The 22,296-nt window shown below is 33.9% G+C and carries 12 protein-coding genes and 1 tRNA gene; 6 read left to right on the top strand and 7 right to left on the bottom strand.

Going from position 1 to position 22,296, the window contains the following annotated elements; all coding sequences use genetic code 11:
• Nucleotides 1-405 precede the first annotated feature (405 nt).
• Nucleotides 406-1,932 (bottom strand): OmpP1/FadL family transporter, encoded by a 1,527-nt coding sequence (locus tag Q0891_RS16295; protein ID WP_299103388.1) that lies wholly within the window; start codon nucleotides 1,930-1,932, stop codon nucleotides 406-408.
• 35 nt (nucleotides 1,933-1,967) lie between these two features.
• Nucleotides 1,968-2,978 carry a hypothetical protein gene (locus Q0891_RS16300; protein WP_299103391.1) on the bottom strand — a complete coding sequence of 337 codons (1,011 nt, stop codon included), beginning with the start codon at nucleotides 2,976-2,978 and terminating at the stop codon, nucleotides 1,968-1,970.
• A 100-nt stretch (nucleotides 2,979-3,078) separates the two neighbouring features.
• On the opposite strand from Q0891_RS16300, the gene proS reads away from it, so the two are divergent.
• The 4 genes from proS to era all read left to right on the top strand — a co-directional run bounded on the left by proS (nucleotide 3,079) and on the right by era (nucleotide 6,285).
• Nucleotides 3,079-4,557, top strand: coding sequence for a proline--tRNA ligase (proS, locus tag Q0891_RS16305; protein ID WP_299103393.1), 1,479 nt, complete (start codon nucleotides 3,079-3,081; stop codon nucleotides 4,555-4,557).
• Nucleotides 4,558-4,665: 108 nt separating this feature from the next.
• Nucleotides 4,666-4,737: transfer RNA gene (locus Q0891_RS16310), tRNA-Glu, on the top strand.
• Nucleotides 4,738-4,760: 23 nt separating this feature from the next.
• Nucleotides 4,761-5,012, top strand: coding sequence for a 30S ribosomal protein S20 (rpsT, locus tag Q0891_RS16315; protein WP_299103395.1), 252 nt, complete (start codon nucleotides 4,761-4,763; stop codon nucleotides 5,010-5,012).
• Between the two features lie 391 nt (nucleotides 5,013-5,403).
• A complete protein-coding gene (era, locus tag Q0891_RS16320; RefSeq protein ID WP_299103397.1) occupies nucleotides 5,404-6,285 on the top strand; it encodes a GTPase Era in 882 nt (293 codons plus the stop codon).
• Between the two features lie 45 nt (nucleotides 6,286-6,330).
• On the opposite strand, the gene Q0891_RS16325 is transcribed toward era, so the two are convergent.
• From Q0891_RS16325 to Q0891_RS16345, 5 genes are all read right to left on the bottom strand, one after another.
• Nucleotides 6,331-6,831 (bottom strand): GTP-binding protein, encoded by a 501-nt coding sequence (locus Q0891_RS16325; RefSeq protein WP_299103399.1) that lies wholly within the window; start codon nucleotides 6,829-6,831, stop codon nucleotides 6,331-6,333.
• 20 nt (nucleotides 6,832-6,851) lie between these two features.
• A complete protein-coding gene (locus Q0891_RS16330; RefSeq protein WP_299103401.1) occupies nucleotides 6,852-8,735 on the bottom strand; it encodes an OmpA family protein in 1,884 nt (627 codons plus the stop codon).
• Nucleotides 8,736-8,745: 10 nt separating this feature from the next.
• On the bottom strand, nucleotides 8,746-9,684 hold the full coding sequence (locus tag Q0891_RS16335; protein WP_299103402.1) for a type IX secretion system membrane protein PorP/SprF: 939 nt from the start codon (nucleotides 9,682-9,684) through the stop codon (nucleotides 8,746-8,748).
• 15 nt (nucleotides 9,685-9,699) lie between these two features.
• On the bottom strand, nucleotides 9,700-15,849 hold the full coding sequence (locus Q0891_RS16340; protein WP_299103403.1) for a gliding motility-associated C-terminal domain-containing protein: 6,150 nt from the start codon (nucleotides 15,847-15,849) through the stop codon (nucleotides 9,700-9,702).
• A 191-nt stretch (nucleotides 15,850-16,040) separates the two neighbouring features.
• Nucleotides 16,041-18,158: a LysM peptidoglycan-binding domain-containing protein gene (locus Q0891_RS16345; protein WP_299103404.1), complete on the bottom strand. Its 2,118-nt coding sequence runs from the start codon at nucleotides 18,156-18,158 to the stop codon at nucleotides 16,041-16,043.
• 365 nt (nucleotides 18,159-18,523) lie between these two features.
• Between Q0891_RS16345 and der the strand changes: the two genes are divergently transcribed.
• Both der and Q0891_RS16355 read left to right on the top strand, forming a co-directional pair.
• Complete coding sequence (der, locus tag Q0891_RS16350; protein WP_299103405.1) at nucleotides 18,524-19,828, top strand: ribosome biogenesis GTPase Der; 1,305 nt, start codon at nucleotides 18,524-18,526, stop codon at nucleotides 19,826-19,828.
• 6 nt (nucleotides 19,829-19,834) lie between these two features.
• Entirely contained in the window at nucleotides 19,835-22,261 is a 2,427-nt protein-coding gene (locus tag Q0891_RS16355; protein ID WP_299103406.1) for a T9SS type B sorting domain-containing protein, read from the top strand.
• Nucleotides 22,262-22,296: the final 35 nt, after the last annotated feature.

The raw sequence follows: 22,296 nt of genomic DNA on the forward strand, positions 1-22,296 counted from the left end.
CACAGTAGAGTATGACGAGCCAGGTACTGATATCCGTAAAGAATTTAAAGCCCATTTTACCTTGAAACGATAAAGAATAAAGGAGAATAACGATATAAAAAGGCCTAAACATGTAAAATGTTTGGGCCTTTTTTAGTTTACATATTTAATTGTACAGACAATACGTTAAGAAGGACTTATTAATTTAGATAATCAATACAGTTGTATTGTCTACTAACTCATTCTTAAGGGTATGAACATTTTGATGTTGTCTTGGAGTCATTTTTAACTTAGAGTTTCTACTACCAATATAAGTTCTTATTTGAGCTAAATAGATAGGCTTTCATCATAAGCAATAATCTATAAAATAAAAAAAAACCAGAGAATTAAAATCCTCTGGCTGTAAATTAATTATGATTTACTTTATTAGATATCAAAACCTAAAGTCAAAATGAAATCTGAGTATTTAGATTGTAATGATGCAGAATCAGTAAGACCTGTATTATAAAGTTGTTGATTAAAATCTCTTTGCGACTGACTGTAAGCAAAATCTAAATTAAAATTTCCAAAGTTGTAACCTAAACCTAAAGAATAGCCATTTAAATCACCATAAAAATCGTTATCTTCATACGGACTTTCTTCGAAATGGTAACCACCTCTAAAACTTACTTGCTTGTATCGATATTCTCCACCAAGTTTATAAGATGCCGAAGTCGTTAATTCATTATTTATCTGATTATTTAGATTTGAGAATAAAATATCAGTTGAAGGCTTAAATTTTGAATTTGTATAATCCTTTACAGAGTAATCAAAACTAATTAATCCAGTTTTACCAAAGACATATGCTAAACTACCAGTAATTTTGCCAGGAGTTTGTAATTTATATTCTTCATAAATATTAATAATGTTGCCAATATAGCTAATTTCAGGATCTGCATTGTTAGAGTCAATACCTTGAGATAATTCATCACTAATTCTGTACCATGTTGGAGAGTTGTATGATAAACCTACTCTTAAATCATTAGTAATTTTAGCAATTGTACCTAATTGAAAAGAAAAACCACTACCTGTAGTGTTTAATAGATTTTCAAAAGCAATATTGTTTACAATAGACCCACTATTATTGTTTGTTTCTCTAAGTCGAGTTAATTTTTCATAGTTAATGAAGTGACTATTCAAATTTAATCCAAAGTATATTTTTTCATTATAATCAGCAGCAAAATTAAAAGCTAATTTTCCATTATAACCAGTTGATGCATAAAGATAATTCTGGTTAAAATTACCTGAAGCGACGTTAGACAAGTAATTAGTTTCATCATTGTTAGTTTCATCATCCAAATTTTCAGGATCTAAAATACCTGACCAATAACCTAAAAATGCTTGTTGAATAGAATATCCATTTTGTAATGTACCGATATCTGCATAAGCATCTTCAATAAATTCTCCAGGAAGGAGTTTCAAGATTCCAAAAGGAATAGTGTTATTGTTTGTAAAGGACAAGAAATAGCTATCTATAGAGGTTGTATTGGTACCACTAGCTACCCATTCGTCATCATAATCTGTAGAACGATCGTATGCAATACTTAACGTAAATTTTCTCCATTTAGAATTAGTATTCGCATTTTTAAATACAAATGCTGCTCCTAACTGATTTAAATCAACATTAGAATTTGATGAACTGTTTAATCCATTAAAATAACTTACATCATTTTTTTTATTAAACAGTCCTAATGATAAGGAGACTTCGCTATTATTAAAAATAGCAGATCCAGCAGGATTAATGTTTACACTAGATAAGTCACCACCTAATGCGCCAAACGCTCCACTCATGGCTCTAAATCTTGCGGTACCTTGGATTTCATCCATAGAATATCGTACAGCATCTGTAATATCTTGAGCTAAAATATAGGACGAGCTTAACAAGCCTATGCTTAACATAAGTAACTTTTTCATAATAATTTTTTTAAAATTTGGAATTAAACTCAAGTCTATCCTCTTCCTCTTCTGCTGCTAGATGAACTACTACTTCTACTGCTACCACTAGACCTAGAACTCGAAGATGATGATCTTACGCTTCCTGATGAGGAACTTCTAGATGATCGAGATGATCTCGTTGTAGTTGATCTTGAGTTACTTCTAGACGGCGTCGTTGTTCTAATTGTTCTGCTAGACGTAGATGATCTTGAAGATCTTGTACTTGGTCTAGTCGTTCTTGTTACATTAGTCGATCTTGACGATGGATTAGCACTTCTTAAACCAGAGCTTCTAGTTGTTGTGGCTGTAGATCTAGTTAATCTTCTAGTAGAATAATTTCTACTAGCTAGCGCTGAATTACTTCTTCTAGACAATGTAGTGTTAGTTCTTCTACTTAAGCTATTATTATATAACAATCCTCTTCTAGAATTATTGTAAGCATATCTATTACGTATTCCGTGATAACCATTAGCAAAACCATAGTTATGATAAGCATACCCAGAAAAGAACCAAGGTGACCCAAAGCCGTAGCCGTAATATCCTCCATAAGCCCAAGTATTATTCCAGCCTATTCCCCAAGGTCTACCCCAATGATTAAATCCGTATCCAAAGCCTCCATTCCACATCCATGGTGAATTGTAGCCATACCAGCCATTATCTATATAATTAATCGTTACAGAATTACTATTTTGTCCCCAACCACCATAAGGTGTTTGTTGTTCTATAGTGTCTTGAGCAGTTTCAACATAATCACTTTCATAAGCATCTATATCCGTAAAAATTTCACTTTCTTCGCTAATAGCATCCATTTCTGCAGAATTCTCAGCAAAGTAATTTTTATAATAATTAGAATTATTCGTTGAAGTTGTTACAACTGGTTCTTCGGTTTCATTTGCATCCGTAGAATAAATACCGTCATTATCGTATCCTGCGTATTGAAATGAACCACAAGAAGTGAGAATAGTAGTTAAACCGAGTACAACAATAAAAGGCATTTTTTTGAGTGTAAAAGTTTTAGTTTGCATATCTTTTTTATTTAATTGTTGAACAATGTAAAAATAGTTAGTTTTGTTGAACTATTTTAATATTTAACATAAGCACAATATCTGTGCCAAAACATAAAAAATGAGTAAAAATCTTACTAGTAGAGCTGAAGATTATTCTAAATGGTATAATGAATTAGTTGTAAAAGCTGATTTAGCTGAAAACTCAGCAGTTAGAGGTTGTATGGTTATTAAACCATATGGTTATGCTATTTGGGAAAAAATGCAAGCAGAGTTAGACAAGATGTTTAAGGAGACCGGACATCAAAATGCCTATTTCCCTTTATTTGTTCCGAAAAGTTTATTTGAAGCAGAAGAAAAAAATGCAGAAGGTTTTGCTAAGGAATGTGCTGTAGTAACACATTATAGATTACAGAACGATCCTGACAATGAAGGTAAGTTAAGAGTAGATCCTGAAGCAAAATTAGAAGAAGAACTTGTAGTAAGACCTACTAGTGAAGCCATAATTTGGAATACATACAAAGGCTGGATACAAAGTTATAGAGATTTACCAATTTTAATCAATCAATGGGCAAATGTAGTGCGTTGGGAAATGCGTACACGTCTATTTTTGCGTACAGCAGAATTTTTATGGCAAGAAGGACATACGGCTCATGCTACAAAAGCAGAAGCATTGGTAGAAGCTGAACAAATGAATGATGTCTACGCCAAATTTGCCGAAGGTTTCATGGCTATTCCTGTAATTAAAGGTGTAAAAACTGAAAGTGAACGTTTCGCAGGTGCAGTAGAAACGTATTGTATTGAAGCTTTAATGCAAGACGGAAAGGCACTTCAAGCAGGTACATCTCACTTTTTAGGTCAAAATTTTGCAAAAGCCTTTGACGTTAAGTTTACGAATAACGAAGGTAAGTTAGATCACGTATGGGCAACATCTTGGGGTGTTTCTACAAGGCTAATGGGAGCATTAATTATGACACATAGTGATGACAAAGGCTTGGTTTTACCTCCAAATTTGGCACCATCTCAAGTCGTTATTGTACCTATATATAAAAGCGATGAGCAATTTGATGCAATCACCGAGAAAGCAGAAAGTATAATAGATGAACTGAAAGCTTTAGGTGTAAGTTGCAAATTTGATAAAAGAACAACGCATAGACCAGGAGCTAAATTTGCTCAGCATGAATTACAAGGTGTGCCATTAAGAATTGCCATTGGACCGAAAGATTTAGAAAATAATACGATTGAGTTAGCAAGACGTGATACATTAACAAAGGAGATTGTTCCAATGGATGGTTTAGCTACTGTTATAAAGAATCTTCTAGAATTAATTCAGAATGAATTATTTAATAAGGCATTGACATATAGAGATGAACATATTACAGAGGTAAATGATTTTGAATCGTTTAAAAAAGTATTAGACACTAAAACTGGGTTCATTTCTGCGCATTGGGATGGAACTGCAGAGTCAGAACAGAAAATTAAGGAGATAACAAAAGCAACTATTCGTTGTATACCTATGAATAATAAAAAGGAGGAAGGTGCCTGTATTTACAGTGGTAAACCATCAACTCAGCGTGTGCTTTTTGCTAAGGCTTATTAATTTTTTTAAAAAAAATTGATTAGGTGTTGCAGAATTTAAAAATAGTTGTATTTTTGCATCCGCAATGGAAACGTTGTAGGTTCATTTAAATCATTTAATAACCAAAATGGCCCGTTCGTCTATCGGCTAGGACGCATGGTTTTCATCCATGTAAGAGGGGTTCGATTCCCCTACGGGCTACAATTTTAATAAGAATAAATATAATGGCAAATCATAAGTCAGCTTTAAAAAGAATTAGAAGTAACGAAAAAAGACGTGTACTTAATAAGTATCACCATAAGACGACTCGTAACGCTATAAAAAAGTTACGTGAAATCACTGATGCTAAAGAAGCTCAAACAATGTTACCATCTGTTATCAGTATGATAGATAAGTTAGCAAAGAAGAATATCATCCATTCTAACAAAGCTGGTAACTTAAAGTCACAATTAACTAAATATGTTGCTGCAATCTAGTTGTAGTTTCTACTAAGATATTGAAAAGTCTTTCCTCAACGGAAAGACTTTTTTGTTTTTACAGAGTCTATATTTTCTTTTTTAATAAATATTAAAAGCGATAATTCATAATATTTGTTAAGCACCTATCTCAGTCTTTATAAGCACTTAGGTTGTACTTGTATCGTAAATAAGTCTAATGGGTTTGCCAAAGAGACTGTGAACCTTGTAAATAAGACTTATAAAGTAGAATTTATTTAGAGCATTGATTTGGATATAGAACTTCTATAAGGGTTTGTTACGGTTCGATATAAGTATTTAGGTTCTGTGAGATATTCAATACTTTAATTACTAATCGTCACTTTTTTAAAATGTCATCAAATTAGTGCTACCTTTGTATAAAATTTAATGTATGCATAAAGCAGGTTTTGTAAATATCATCGGTAATCCTAATGTTGGAAAGTCAACATTAATGAATGCGTTTATAGGCGAAAAATTATCCATAATTACGTCTAAAGCCCAAACGACTAGACATCGTATTTTAGGTATTGTGAATGGCGAAGATTTTCAGGTCGTTTTAAGTGATACACCAGGTATTATTAAACCGGCTTATGAATTACAATCTTCAATGATGGATTTTGTAAAGTCTGCATTTGATGATGCAGATGTACTTATTTATATGGTAGAAATTGGTGAGAAGGAATTAAAGGATGAAGCATTCTTTAATAAAATTAAAAATTCAAAAATTCCTGTTTTATTACTACTGAATAAAATTGATAAATCTAATCAAGAACAACTAGAGGAGCAATCAGAATTATGGCAAAACAAAGTGCCAAATGCTGAATTTTTTCCAATTTCTGCCACAGAAGGTTTTAATGTACAGAACGTATTTAATAGAATTATAGAACTATTACCAGAATCTCCTGCTTTTTATCCTAAGGATCAGTTAACAGATAAGCCAGAACGCTTTTTTGTAAATGAAGCTATTAGAGAAAAAATCTTGATGCATTATAAAAAGGAAATTCCTTATGCAGTTGAAGTAGATACAGAAGAGTTTTTTGAAGAAGAAAATATTATTAGAATGCGATCTGTAATAATGGTAGAGAGAGAAACTCAAAAAGGAATTATTATAGGTCATAAAGGATCTGCTCTAAAAAGAGTAGGAGTAGAAGCTAGAAAAGATTTAGAAAAATTCTTTGGTAAGCAAGTGCATTTAGAACTCTATGTTAAAGTGAATAAAAACTGGAGAAGCAACCAGAATCAGTTGAAGCGTTTTGGGTACAATCAAAAATAGACTTGATTAGTTGTTACTAACGTATTTTTCTTAAAGATTCAATGCTTAGCGATAAGGATTTAAAACTTCATTCATAAAGTTATTCAATTGATGCATTTCAGGCATGCCTTTACTTCTTCCTATTCGTCCTGCAAAGTATAGAATAAACCAAACTAGAATCATTAAAAGTGCTAAGAAAAATTGAATTGAATAATTGCTTTTAAGTGTATAGTTAGTATATGTCCATATACTAAAACCTGTAAATAGGCCTGCCACCACAAAATGTAGAAACATAAATAGTGTCCATACAGTTGGGGTGGGTCCAAAAAGACCGTGAATTACGGACTTATCTTTTTCTTCGATATTAATTTCTAGATGCAATTGAGGTGACCAGAAATGTTGATCTTTCTTCTTGAATTTTATAAATACATGATCGTCAATTCGACTAACAACAAATTTAGATTGTGAAGTTTTTAATTTTTCAAATGCATTTAATAGGATATCATTATTTGTTGGTATGTCATATTTAAATCGCGGTCTTAATACAATATTATTTGATAACGCCATATCATGAAATGACTAAAATTTTATTTTAAGATAAGAAACTCGACACGTCTATTTATAGAGTGTTCTGTTTCTGTACAATTATCTCCACATGGAACTAATGGTTTAGTTTCACCATATCCTACTGATGTTAAACGTTCTCGAGGTATACCATTTTGAACTAAATATTCTAGTGCAGATTTAGCACGTTTATCAGATAAGTCTAGGTTAAACTGAAAGCCTGCTCTAGAATCCGTATGTGCACCAAGTTGTATCTCCATTCTAGGATATTTAACTAATAGTGCAACTAATACATCGAGGGTACTTGCTGCTTGAGGCTTAATATCCCATTTAGCAAAATCGAAATAAATATTTTCTAGTTGAATAAACGTATTACCAAAATCATCATCGGTGACGATATCTTCAGCATCCTTATAAGATTCAATTTCGAGCTCAATGTTAAATTCTATATTTCCCTTATCATTCGTATCAAAATACTCTAATTGAGGTATGTATTTAGGTTGAAAACCTTCAACTGAGTATTGCTGATTAGGTAGAGTTGGTAATTTATATTTACCATCTGCACCTACCACTTGTTCTGCCACTACATTACCGTCTTTATCAAATAAAGTAACGGTTGTGTTTGGTAAAATATCACCTGTAACTTTATCTGTTACCAACCCTTCTATAAAGTAAGTACGTTCTGTATCTATTCTTTTAAAGGTATAGATATTATCTAATCCAGATCTATTAGAGGATAAAAATCCTGTATTTAATGAGTCTACTACTACAAAGGCAAAATCATCTTTTTCACTATTAATAGTTTCTCCTAAATTAAGGGCATCTAAAAACTTATCGTTTCTTACCGAGCTAGAAAACAAATCTAAACCACCAAAGCCATGTTTACCATTTGAGGCAAAGTACAATGTACTGTCTTTAGCAATATATGGATATTGTTCTCGTCTAATAGTATTAATGTTATTTCCCAAATTTACAGGCTCACCAAAAGAATTATCACCTAAAATATCTACATAGAAAATATCAAAAGAACCTAAAGTATTTGGCATATCACTTGAAAAATACAATTTAGTTTCATCCTCGTTTAATGCTGGATGCATTGTAGAATATTCATTACTAGAAAAAGATACAGCTTCAACGTTTTTCCATTCATCATCCACTAATTCAGCTTTAAAAATACTGACAACAGCTATCTTAGTAGAATCTAAATCAATTCTTTTCTTAAGATTTCTTGAGAAATACATTGTTTTTCCGTCTTTGGTAAAAACGGCATTACTCTCATGTTGTTTTACTGTGTTTATTTTTTTACTTAAAGGTAAAATACTATCTAAAGTAATGGTGTCTCCTATAGAAACTTTAGCTTCATATAGATCTAAGTAAGGTTTACCATTCCATTGATAGTTTGGATTCTTAATGTTTTTTGTTGAAGCAAATACAATTTTGTCACCTTTTAGTCCTACACCAAAACTAGACCCACCAACATCTGAAGTAAGATTTACTAATTCGTATTCGTAAGGGATAATTCGTTTTAACAATGATTTAAAACTTTTGGTATTAAAAGGATTGTTCAAGTGATTTGTAGTAATCTCATCCGCTTCGTCATACTTTTTAATGCCTTTTAAAACATCAAAATATTTAAAATAGAATTCATCAGTAAGTTCTGCACTATCCTTTAAATCATAAACTTGTTTATAGGCTTTGTAAGCATTAGCAAACTCTGAATTATAATAATAGCAATCACCAAGTTTCTCTAAATTAGTTGCAGTCTTAGGCAAGTTTGTAAAGATTTCAGCAGCTTCGACATAGGCTCTATTTTCGTATAGCATATCTGCCTTGCTCTTAGATTGTGAGAAAGAAAATACACTAATTGTAAGTGTTGCTAATAGAATATATTGTTTAATCGTTTTCATTTGCTTTTAATTAGAAAAATCTTGGGGATTTATCGTAACCTTTCCCAAGTTTACCAATATTAAATAATAAAAATATTTCGTGAGATCCGGAATTAAAACGACCTAAGTTAGATAAAGTATGGTCATAGGCATATCCTATTCTAACAGCATCAGTCATTGTAAAATTCATCATGCCACTTACCGAATCCTCAAAGCGGTAACCTACGCCAAATTCTACTTTATTGTGAATTAAAACATTTGCGGTTAAATCTACAGATAGACGTGCGCCATCCACATGTTTTGCCATAAATGCATGTTTAAATTTATAATTTTCTCCAAAATCGATAACATACCCACCTGTAAAAAATACATGAATTTTATCTACACCTTCTGTTACAATTCCACTGTCTTCTTGTAAATATTTAGTTTCTAATAAATTTGGAGCCGAAAGCCCTAAATAATAATGTTCTGAGAATAAAAACAACCCTGCTCCAATATTTGGAAAAATATGGTTAATGTTTTCAGCATATGCTGGATCAGGTAGTGGGTCAGAATATACAAAGCCATCAAAATTAGTGCTGAAAAATGTCGCTCCGGCTTTAACGCCAAAGGAAAGTTTTGTAGTCTGACCTACGGGTAGTACATAAGCAATATCTGCATATGCATTGGTTTGTTTAACGACATCTCCAATTTCATCATGTACAAAAGAAATACCTCCTTCTAAACGATCTGTTATGGTTGAATGTGCAAAAAAAGTGGCGGTTGTTGGTCCTCCAATGGATCTAGCCCATTGAGATCTGTATAGTAAACCTAAATTCATTTTAGAACTATCATCTGTAGCGTAAGCAGGATTAATTACACTCATATTATACATGTATTGTGTATACTGAGCATCTTGCTGCGCATGAGAAAATAACCCTAAAACTAGAATTATAATTGTTATGCTATATGTTTTTATTTTACTGATCATTTTAAAGTTTCATAATTATCTATTTAAATAGACTCGTCCTTGTACAGCTTCTGTAATGCCATCATTAAATTCAAGTATATAAAAATAAACACCTACAGGTAGAACGGTATTGTTGTTTTTCCAAGTACCATCCCATTTAGGTGTATTAATATCGCCTTCATAGAGTATATTACCATATCTGTTATAAATACTCAGTTTAAAATTTGGGTAAAGATCATTTAAGAAAAGAATATCAAAAACGTCATTTATATTATCTCCATTTGGTGAAAAACCATCAGGAATTAATAAATCTCCTATACACTCAATAAAACTAATACTTACTTCTAATCTAATATTACTTTCACAACCATTAGTAGATCTAATTGCGCCATAATAAATAACACCCTCTTGTAACTCTGTTGTTGTAGAGTATAACGTTCCGTTTATAGGCTCATCATACCATACTATATTACCTCCTTGTACAACATTGCTAGATAAATCTGCAATGGTTGATTCTTGTTCTGCACAAAATTCGGTTCCATTTTCAATAAGTTCTGGAGTTTCAATTTCTTCCACAAATATTTTAATAGGATTAACAAAGCTTGTGTCTGCATTACAAGTTTGACCAAGTAAGAATAATTGAGATAAAGCTACTTCAGTTTCACCAGGATTCTGTAATAATGATTGTGGTATAGTAAATGAAGCTGTACCATTGACCACTGAAATTACCACTGTATTGGTAGAGGAATTGGCAAGACTTAATTGATATACAATGGCATAATTACCATCAGCTAATTGTGTAGCTCCAGTAATATTAATAATAGCATCTTCTTGGCCTATACACACTACATTATCATCTTGAACTTCCATGGTTAGACCAGTTACATCAGGGAAATCTACGATGTCTACTGTAACTGTAGCTACACTCGTTATATTACATTCTACCGTGATAATTGAGTAGGTATAAACTCCTGTAGCGTCAACGAGAGGATCAAAAACTCCAGTTCCACTTGCCAGAGCTGGAGACCATGTACCACCTGCTACAGGTGCACCTCCCAAGCTGTCAAATAAATCAACTTGGTTGGTATTGTCTATACAAATATTTAGAATGGCATCACTACCAGCACTTGGTATTGTATTTATAGTAACCACCACATCTGCGGTTGCTGGTGGACATGACGACGAACTATTAGAAACGGTATAGGTATATGTTCCTTCTGCATCTAAAGCTGGATCAAAAACACCAGTTCCACTTGACAGTGCTGGCGACCAAGTTCCTCCAGTTTCGGGAGTACCTCCTAAGCTGTCAAATAAATCACTAGGTAAATCATTAATACAAAATTCGATTGCTCCATTTGTTCCTGCATTATTTTCTGTAGAAAAAGTAACATCAACTGTTGCTGAACTTGTGCCACACGATGAAGTGATTGTGTATGTGTAAATACCTTCTGAATCAGAATTAGGATCAAAGATACCTGAGCCGCTTGTTAGTGTTGGAGACCATGTTCCGCCACCTTCAGGCGTGCCTATTAGACTATCAAATAAGTCAACAGATCCTATTGAAATACATAAGTCTAGTATTCCATTATTACCAGCATCTGGTCCTTCTGTAAATGTAACTACTACATCTGCCGTAGCTGTTGGGCAGCTAGATGAACTGCTTGAGATTGTATAAGTGTAGGTGCCTGCTAAATCTACTGCAGGATTAAAGACTCCAGTACCACTCGCGAGTGCTGGAGACCATGTACCACCAACTTGAGGTGTGCCACCTAAACTGTTAAATAAATCTGTTAATGGATCAGTATTACAAAACTCAATAGAGCCATCTGTTCCTGCATCATTTAAAGCAGAGAAATTTACTGTTACAGTAGCTGAACTTGTACCACATGAATTAGTTATTTGGTATGTGTAAGTTCCCTCTAAATCAATAGTTGGATCAAAAACTCCTGTTCCACTTGTAAGTACAGGCGACCAAGTTCCACCCATTTCAGGAATACCAGAAAGACTATCAAATAAATCTACAGTCGCTGTACTATTACATAAGTTAAGTGTTCCGTTGTTTCCTGCATTTGCTAATTGATCTATTGTTACTGTTATCTCTGCAGTTGCAGTTGGGCAATTAGATGCACTATTAGAAATGGTATATGTGTATGTTCCGGCTGCATCTATTGACGGATCAAAAATGCCAGTTCCACTAACTAGAGCAGGTGTCCATAGTCCTCCTGTATTAGGTGTTCCTCCTAAGCTGTCAAATAAATCAACAGAAGTGTCTGTATTACAAAGTACTATAGATCCATTTGTTCCCGCGTCATTCAATTCTGAGAATGTAACTACAACTTCAGCTGAGTCCATTCCACATGAATTATTTAATGTATAGGTGTAAGTGCCTTCTAAGTCAATGTTTGGATCAAAAATACCTGTGCCACTTGTTAATGCAGGAGTCCAAGTTCCTCCTGTTTCTGGAGTTCCTGCAAGACTATCAAAAAGATCTACTGTTGCTGTACTGTTACATAAGTTTAAAGTTCCGTTATTACCAGCGTTAGGACTTTCAGTAACAGTAACTATGACATTGGCTTCTGCACTTGGACAGTCAGACGCACTATTAAATATCGTATAAGTGTATGTGCCTGAAGCATCGATAGCAGGATTAAAAACTCCTGTGCCACTTGCCAATGTTGGAGACCATGTTCCTCCAACTTGTGGAGTGCCACCTAGGCTATTGAACAAATCTATAGTTGCATCGGATTCACATAATTCTAAAGTACCATTTGTGCCTGCATCATTTAAATCTGAGTAAGAGACTGAAACGTTCGCAGAGCTAGTACCACATGAGTTAGTTAATGTGTATGTATAGACACCTTCAGGATCTATGTTAGGATCAAAAACTCCTGTTCCACTCGTTAATGCTGGCGACCATGTTCCACCAGTTTCAGGTGTTCCCGCCAAACTATCAAATAAATCTAAAGACGTAGTACTATTACACAAGTTTAAAGTTCCGTTGTTACCAGCGTCTGGACCTTGTATCACATTAACAGTTACTTCTGCTGTAACACTAGGGCATAATGAATCAGTATTAGATACAGTATACGTATAAACACCGCCATTATCTAAACTTGGATCAAAAATTCCAGTTCCACTATTAAGTGCAGGCGACCATGTTCCTCCAGAATCTGGTGTACCGCCTAAACTATTAAATAGGTCTATACTAGAATCTGTTGCACACAACTCTATAGTTCCATCTGTTCCTGCATCATTTAAATTAGTAAATGTTACCGTAACATCCGCAGAGCTCATTCCGCATATATTTGAAATGGTATAGGTATACACACCTTCTGGGTCAACATTGGGATCAAAAATACCAGTTCCACTACTAAGTGCAGGAGACCAAGTTCCATCGGTTTGAGTAACACCTGTAAGGCTATTAAATAAGTCTACTGTAGCCGTGTTGTTACACAAATTGAGGGTTCCGTCATTACTACTATTTAATTCTTGAGGAAATATTACTGTAATAGTTGCGCTATCATCAGGACATATTGTGGTACTATTAGATACAGTATAAGAGTAAGTCCCAGCTGAATCTATGGATGGATCAAATATGCCAGTTCCGCTATTAAGAGTAGGAGACCAAATGCCTCCTAAATCTGGCGAACCACCTAAGCTATCAAAAAGATTTATTGCTGCATCATTTGTACAAATTTCTACAATTCCATTAATTCCAGCTTGATTAGCGTCATCAACACTAACGGAAACAGTAGCTGTACTATTTCCGCAGTTAACTGTGGTTATAGTGTAAGTGTAGGTTCCTACTGTATCTAAATTTGGATTAAATATTCCTGTGCCGCTACTAAGCGATGGCGACCAAGCTCCTCCTGTTTGAGGTGTGCCTTCAAGACTATCAAATAAATCTGCATTAAAATCTAAACTACATAAGATTAATGTTCCGTCTAGACCAGCATCTGGCGAAACCTCTATTGATACGTTTACAGTTGCAGTATCGTCAGGACAAAGTCCTGTTCCTGTTGTGGTATAAGTATATATACCTTCTGGGTCAACTAATGGATCAAACAATCCTGAGCCACTATTAAGTGCAGGTGTCCAAACACCGCCTGTAGTAGGTGTACCACCTAAACTATCAAATAAATCAATTAATCCATCTTCAGAACATGCAGTTACGGCACCATCTAGTCCAGCACTAGCAAATGCAGAAACTGATATAGTTACGGTCGCAGAAGCATCAGCACAAGGATCAGTTCCAGTAACTGTATACGTATAAGTACCATCTGCATCAATCAATGGGTCAAATAAACTTGAGCCACTATTAAGCACAGGTGACCAAACACCACCTGCATCTGGAGTACCGTTTAAGGTGGTAAATAAATCTACTATTCCTTCGTTGTCACATAGAATTAATGTGGCATTTTGACCAGCATTAGGTTCTTCAATAATTATAACTTCAACTTCAGCTGAAACATCAGGACAAGGCGCAGTACCTGTAATTGTATATGTGTAAATTCCCGGAGCATCAACCGCTGGGTCAAAAACGCCAGTTCCGCTTGAAAGGGCAGGCGACCATGATCCTCCAGTTTCAGGTGAGCCACCTAAATTAGAAAATAGGTCTACGATAGTTAAATCATTGCTACATATTTCTAGGACACCGTTTAATCCGGCATCAGATAATGAATTAATAACCACTGTGACTGTAGCAGAATCTCCAGGGCAAGGTATGGTATCTGGAAAGGTATAAGTATATACTGTAGCAGGATCAATTAAAGGATCAAAAATGCCTGTTCCACTGTTCAAAGCAGGTGACCATGTTCCTCCTGTATCTGGTGTTCCTCCAAGGCTATCGAATAAATCTATAGTGCCAACATTGTCACATATTTCAACACTACCATTTTCTCCAGCATCGCTAAAATCATTTACAGTTACATCAACGGTTGATGTGGCATCTGCACAAGGAGAAGTTCCACTTACCGTATAGGTGTAAATTCCTGAGGGATCAACAGCTGGATCAAAAATACTAGTTCCACTAGCTAAAGCAGGCGACCAAATACCACCAGCCTCTGGTGTACCACCTAAACTTAAAAATAAATCGATAGAACTGTCTATACTACAGAGTAATTCTGAACTGTTTGTACCTGCGTTTGGCGCATCAATAATTGACACTGTTACGGTTGCGGAATCATCAGGACAGCTGTTATTTGAAGGTACAGTATATGTGTAAACTCCAGAAGTATCGAGATTAGGATTATAAACACCCGTGCCACTATTTAATGCAGGTGACCAATTACCACCAGTTTCTGGTGTACCACCTAAAGAAGAAAATAAATCATAAGTTGTGCCTGTTTCGTTTTCACATACATCTAAAATACCATCATTACCAGCATCAGGTCCAGTTTCCAGAAGAACTAATACACTTAATCTTCCGAGACTTTCACAAGGAGGATCCACAGTTGTTGCATAATATGTTTGTCCATTTATTAATGGTGTTGTTGGAGCTAAAGGAAAAGAGGAAAAGAGTGATATGTACCAATTATTGTTACCACTAGCTACTAAATCGCCTACAGTAGGTGTTGAACCAGATGAGATACAAAATTCTTGAATCATGTCTCCAGTAGGTGTAGGATTTAAACCTACATTTACTAGAACGGCAAGCCTTGATGTTCTACAACTTCCGTCAGGAATTGCTTGATCAGCGTAATAAATAGCTTCATCTATTAACACATCAGTATTATTTAACGGTATTCCTCCTGTTGATGATAAATACCATTGTACATCATTTCCTGCAGCGACCAAATCTCCAACAGTAGCTAGAGATGCCGACTCTACACAAAAACCTTGAAAATTGTCACCAATTGGTTGAATATATATTGTAATATCTACACGTTGACGTGCACCACATGTACCAGTGCTATCATCTGCATAATAATCTTCACCATTTATAAGATTGTCCGAATTAGACAGAGGAATTGTTGAAGTCGCAGTATCGTACCAAACAATACCACCACCATTATCTGTAGCAATTAAATCACCTACTAAAACAGATTGGGTATTACATAAAATCTGATTGCTTTCTGTAACCGTAGGACACTGTGCATTAACACTAGTTAAAACACCTGAAATTGAAATAAGAAGAAACGCTAATAGTATAGAATAACTTTTAAAACTGTACTTTTTGGCTTTCATTAAAAAAATTTAAATAATTACTTTTAGTTGAAATCGATGCCATGGATTAAGAACAGCAAGTTCAAAATAAAATCGTTGTCTTGCTAATTTGTAAGATTAAGGGGGAAACAAATATATGTAAATAGCGTTTACATAGCAAAATTAAAATATGACAGTTTTAAAGTATTTTTTTATTTCTTTGGTTAAAAGTGTTAATCTACTTCTATTAATCCTTCATTTGAATTGTATTGTAACAAATGAAGACCTGAATTAGAATAATTTGAGGCATTAGATTTTTTGTATTCAAACCTTAAGTGAGGGTGTTCTGTTACGATATTATTAGCAGTTTCTTCAAATGAAGTATTTTGCGCTAATCTCAGTAAAATATCCAATGTAATATCAAACCCTAATATAGCATGTCTCGATGGTGCTATTTCGAATACATCCTTATAACTACGTTTAAAATCCTTGATATCTTTTTTGTTTTGAGGGTCTAAAACAGAAGGGAAGATAAGTTTTAAAACACGAAATCTCATATCGGAAACTTGGCCTTGTTTTGGTATTAAAGCAGATTCTAATAAGGCTAGTTCAATATTATAATTCGATAATTTGCTCATTAATGCAGTAGTTGAATTTAGAAACACACTGGTTTTATCACTATCTAATATTACATAATTTAGCTTATTAGTACTTAAAGCATTTTCTAATACATTAGGACTAAAATTTCCTGAATTATCAACTTTTAAAAATTTTGCGTTAGGAATAATACTTTGTACTAACACTTTATTCTTAGATTCCTCCTCTTCACTTACTACAATTACTCTAGCATTTTGCAATGCTAAATAATTTAAAGTTTTAATTTTTTGAAACTCATCACTAGGTATTGTTTTGTAGATTTGGCTACTATCATTAGCAACTAAATTAGATTCTATATCAACTACAGCGACATCTTCATTAGAATTAATTTTAGGAAAATGTGATGGATTGTCTAAAAAAGGAACAAGAAGTACATTTTTTTGGTGTGTACTATTGATGTCAAGTTTTGTTTTGGCTATGTTTTTCTTAATTAAAGTAACATCAAAATCTAAATTTAGAGCTTTAGCAGAATCAATAGCAATTTGAGCACCTTGGAAAAAATCAATGTAAAATTGTTGGTCAGGATCTGCGTTAACCATGTTTTGTCTTTCCTCAGGAGAACTAAGCTCTTGGCTAGAAAACGGTGTGTAAAAATATAAACCTGTTGTGGTTTCAGTATTTAAATTTGAAAATAATTGCGCATTTCTATTACTCGTATTTACAAGAATTTCATTGGTAGTATTATCTAAATTAACAGCAGTAGATTGCGTGTTCTGATTCGGGTTTCTAGGCATTTTGATAATGTCACCTTTGTTAACAGCATCTCTCAAGCTAGGGTTTAATGTCATAAGGTCTTCCATAGACATGCCAGCCTTCCTAGATAAACCATAAAGTGTTTCCTGAGGTTGAATAGTGTAATCAATGTAATCACCTTCTGTATTACTAATGTTCGTTTCGGTTACAGTATTTGTTTCTGTTGTATTAGATTCGGTATCAATACTAGTTATACTGTTTGGCTTGTTGGTGTCTATGCGATGACCTGCCATTAACATGTCTACAATATGTGGATTGTTTTCTTCGAGCTCAGCAATCGTCATATTGAAACGTCTTGCTAACTCAAATTTAGTGTCTCCTTTTTGTACTAAATATTCTCCGTCATTAGTTATAACGGAATTTTGGTCAGGTATGATAAGTGTTTGTCCTATTTGCAAAAACTCTGAAAGTTGACTAGAGTTTGCCGCTTCTAATTGTGCTACACTTATACCATTGTTTCTGGCAATTCCCCATAAAGTTTCTCCTTTAACGACAATGTGTTCTCCAGGGCCAGCCTTTGGTGCTTGCTCTGCAATTGTATTATCAACATTTATAATGTGTCCTGCTTGCAGCATCCTAACGATATGAGGATTCTGTTGCTCTAACATGGCTATGCTTACACCAAATCTCCTTGAAAGTCCAGATTTAGTTTCTCCTCGTTGTACTTCGTAATTAGAAATACCATTTGCAGTAACTTCAGTATTTGTTGAGGTCGTGTTATTAGTTGAAGAATTAGGAATTAGTAATGTTCTACCAGCATAAATTACGTCTCTAGAACCAGGATTAAGATCAAAAATAGCATTAACGCTTACTCCATATTGTCTTGAAATCTGATAAACACTTTCTCCTTTTTGTATCGAATGGACAATATTATCTTGTTGAGCAGTTGCCAGTTTAGATCCTAAAATCAAAACTATGATCACCATAAAATATTTCCCCATTCTTATTTGAATTTTAATTACTTAATAGCACTTGAATCAAGTAAACAAGTGCAATTTGGCTTGGTTTTCATCGTGATAAGTATTCAAGAAAAGGGGCGAACTCTTGAGCGATTTAAGCAGTAATTGCCTTACGTTTGATGATAAAAAAAACCATTATATATACAAACATTAAAATTACTAAAAATATAAGTGTTATAGTTTTATTTAAGACTTGTTATCAACAGGATATTAACAATATTTTTTCTGTAATTATCTCATTTATTTAGATTGATATTTTGTTTTTAATTCTGTCTAGTTAAAAGACCTCTAATAGTTAACAATTAGTAATGCTTATGTACTATCTTTGTCGTCTTAAATAATAAATAATGAGTAGTATAGTAGCTGTAGTTGGTCGTCCTAATGTTGGTAAGTCAACCTTTTTTAATCGTCTTATCAAAAGACGTGAGGCTATAGTTGATGCCGTTAGTGGTGTAACTAGAGATAGACATTACGGAAAAACAGATTGGAACGGAAAAGAATTTTCTCTAATTGATACTGGTGGATATGTTGTTGGTAGTGATGATATATTTGAAGCAGAAATTGATAAGCAAGTAGAGTTGGCTATTGAAGAAGCAGATGCTATTATTTTTATGGTAGATGTTGAGACAGGTGTTACAGGCATGGATGAAGATGTTGCTCAACTTTTAAGAAAAATAAAAAAGCCAGTCTTTCTGGTGGTCAATAAAGTAGATAACAACAAACGATTAGAAGATGCTGTTGAGTTTTATTCACTTGGTTTAGGTGAGTATTTTGCGATAGCAAGTATTAATGGAAGTGGAACAGGAGATTTGCTAGACGCTTTAGTTAAGGCTTTACCAGAAAAAGAAGAGGTTGAGGAAGATGAATTGCCACGCTTTGCCGTTGTTGGCAGACCAAATGCAGGTAAATCTTCTTTTATAAATGCACTAATTGGTGAAGACCGTTATATCGTTACTGATATTGCTGGTACCACAAGAGATGCTATTGATACTAAATATAACCGATTTGGTTTTGAGTTTAACTTAGTAGATACAGCAGGAATAAGACGTAAATCTAAAGTAAAAGAAGATTTAGAATTTTACTCTGTAATGCGAAGTGTAAGAGCTATTGAACATTGTGATGTTTGTTTAGTCGTAGTTGATGCTACTCGTGGTTTTGATGGGCAAGTACAAAATATCTTTTGGTTGGCTGAACGCAATAGAAAAGGAATTGTAATACTTATCAATAAATGGGATTTAGTTGAGAAATCTACAAAAACAGCTAAAGAATTTGAGAAGCATATTAGAAATGAAATAGCACCTTTTACAGATGTGCCTATTGTTTTTATATCAGTATTGAATAAGCAACGTATATTTAAAGCTATTGAAACGGCTGTTGAAGTTTACCAAAATAGAGCAAAACGTATTAAAACGAGTGTGCTAAACGAAACATTATTACCAATTATTGAGCATCAACCACCACCAGCTTATAAAGGTAAATTTGTAAAAATTAAATATATAATGCAGTTGCCAACACCACAACCGCAATTTGCATTTTTCTGTAATTTGCCACAGTATGTGAAAGAACCTTACAAGCGTTTTTTAGAAAATAAATTGCGTGATCAGTTTGATTTTAATGGTGTGCCAGTGAGTGTTTACATGCGAAAAAAATAATTTCACATGAAAATAAAGTTGGTCTACACTATTATATTATTTCTAAGTTATTGTGGGTATTCGCAAAATGTACCTCCAGAAATAAGTATAACAGGTGGTCAAACGTATTGCGCTAATGTATCTGTTCCAATTGTTAGTTCTGCGGTTATTACCGATCAAAACCCAGAAGATACAACGTTATCACAGGTTTTTATTCAGATTTCAGAAGGCTATGAATTGGGACAAGATGTTTTAGAATTATTTGGTAGTCATTCAAATATTACCTCTGGTTGGGATATTGCGCAAGGCCGTTTATCGCTTATTGGTCCTGCTACGTTTGAAGAATTTTCTGCAGCTATTGAAAATGTAATGTTTCAAACAAGTCAAACGATTTTTACTCAGAACAGGCAATTTTCAATCAACTTAGGGAATGCTAATTACTTACCAAGTACAGGTCATTATTATTTTTATGTTGAAGCTACAAGTATAACTTGGACAGAAGCGAGAGACGCAGCTGCTGCTCAAGATTATTTTGGATTACAAGGATATTTAGCAACAATTACAACAGAAGAAGAATCTCAATTGACTGGTGCACAAAGTGCTGGTACAGGATGGATAGGTGGTTCTGATGAAGAAACTGAAGGTGTTTGGAAATGGATGACAGGACCAGAAGCTGGTCAAGTTTTTTGGCAAGGTGTATCTAATGGATTTGCACCTAATGATATGTTTGCATTTTGGAATACCAATGAGCCAAACGACTTTAATGATGAAAATTATGCGCATATCACAGATCCATCAATTGGTGTTTCGGGATCTTGGAACGATCTCGGAAATGAAGGAGATATTAATCCTGGTAGTCCATATCATCCCAAAGGTTATATTGTAGAATTTGGTGGATTGCCAAATGAACCTGAGATTAATTTATCTGCGAGCAGTACTTTAATAATGCCAAGAGTTACGAGCAATCCGGTTTCATACTGTGGTGAAGGTTTTTATAATTTAACTGTAGAAACGTCAACCGATGATGTTTGGTGGTTCGAAAATGAAAATGCAACAGTGCCAATTAATTCTGGATTAGAATATGATGTTAATCTAAATGCGACCACTACATTTTGGTTATTGCCAGCTGTTCAAGATTGTGCAACTAACACCAGAGTACCTTATACGGTGACAATTTTTACGAATCCAGAAGTTTCAGATGTGGTTATTACTCAATGTGAGGATGATGTCATGGATGGAATTTCAAACTTTAAGTTAAGCGATTATAATGATGTTATTGTCTCTGGTAGTTTAGTAAATATTGAAGTAGATTTTTATGATTCAATTGACTTGTTTAATTCAATAGATGACCAATCCTATACTAACTTGGCTAATAATCAAATTGTGTATGCATTGGCAACAGATACCACAACAGGATGCAGTAGTATTGCCGAAGTGACACTGTCTGTTAATGCAACGATAGCAAATATGGCTGCTTTAAGTGAGTGCGATAACATTAACGAAACTGGTTTAGTAAACTTTGATTTGAGTTTAGCAAATGCGCAAATTTTAAACAATGAAGCTTCTGATATTTCAATCTTAGGATACTATGAAACTTATAATGATGCTTTAGTTGAAGAGAATGAAATAGCAAGTAACTACACAAATATTGAGGTATATAACCAAACAGTATATGCAAGATTAGAACAAAACGGAAGTTGCTATAGTATAGCAAAAATTAATTTAGTTGTAGAAAGTCTTCCAATTTTGGAGGAAGACAACATTGTATATTATTGTACCGATAGTTATCCTGAAACAATAAGGCTTAATGGAGGCATTGCTGAAGATATTCCAAATAATTATTATTACAATTGGTCAACAGGAGAAACAACAATGTCTATTGAAGTCAATGAACCTGGAACATACTCTGTAGAAGTGACAAAACCATTAGGTTGCACAAATGAAAGAGTAATTACTGTATTACCAGCAAGTACTGCTGAGGTAGAAAGTATAGAGGTAATTGATTTATCAGAAAACAATACCATTACTGTTTTAGTTTCAGGCGAAGGAGAATATTTATATTCGTTAGATAGCGCGAATGGCATTTATCAAACATCTCCTATTTTTGAAAATGTACCATCAGGTTTACATGACGTTTTTGTAAAAGATATTAAAGCTGATTGCGGTATTGTATCTGCAGAAATTTCTGTTTTAGGATTTCCTAAGTTTTTCACACCAAATGGAGACACTATAAATGATGTATGGCAAATAAAAGGTGTTTCTCTAGAGGATAATGTTATAGAAAGTGTTACTATATTTAATCGCTATGGTAAATTAATTACGGTGTTGAATTCAAATAATCCGTTTTGGGATGGTTTTTATAATGGAAAGTTAATGGCAACCGATGATTATTGGTTTGTAGCTGAATTGTTAGATGGAAGAGTTAACTCGGGTCATTTTTCTCTAAAAAGATAGATTGAAATAATTAGCTTATAATTTTCATACGATTT

It is taken from the genome of uncultured Winogradskyella sp. (assembly GCF_947498005.1).
Lineage (GTDB): Bacteria > Bacteroidota > Bacteroidia > Flavobacteriales > Flavobacteriaceae > Winogradskyella.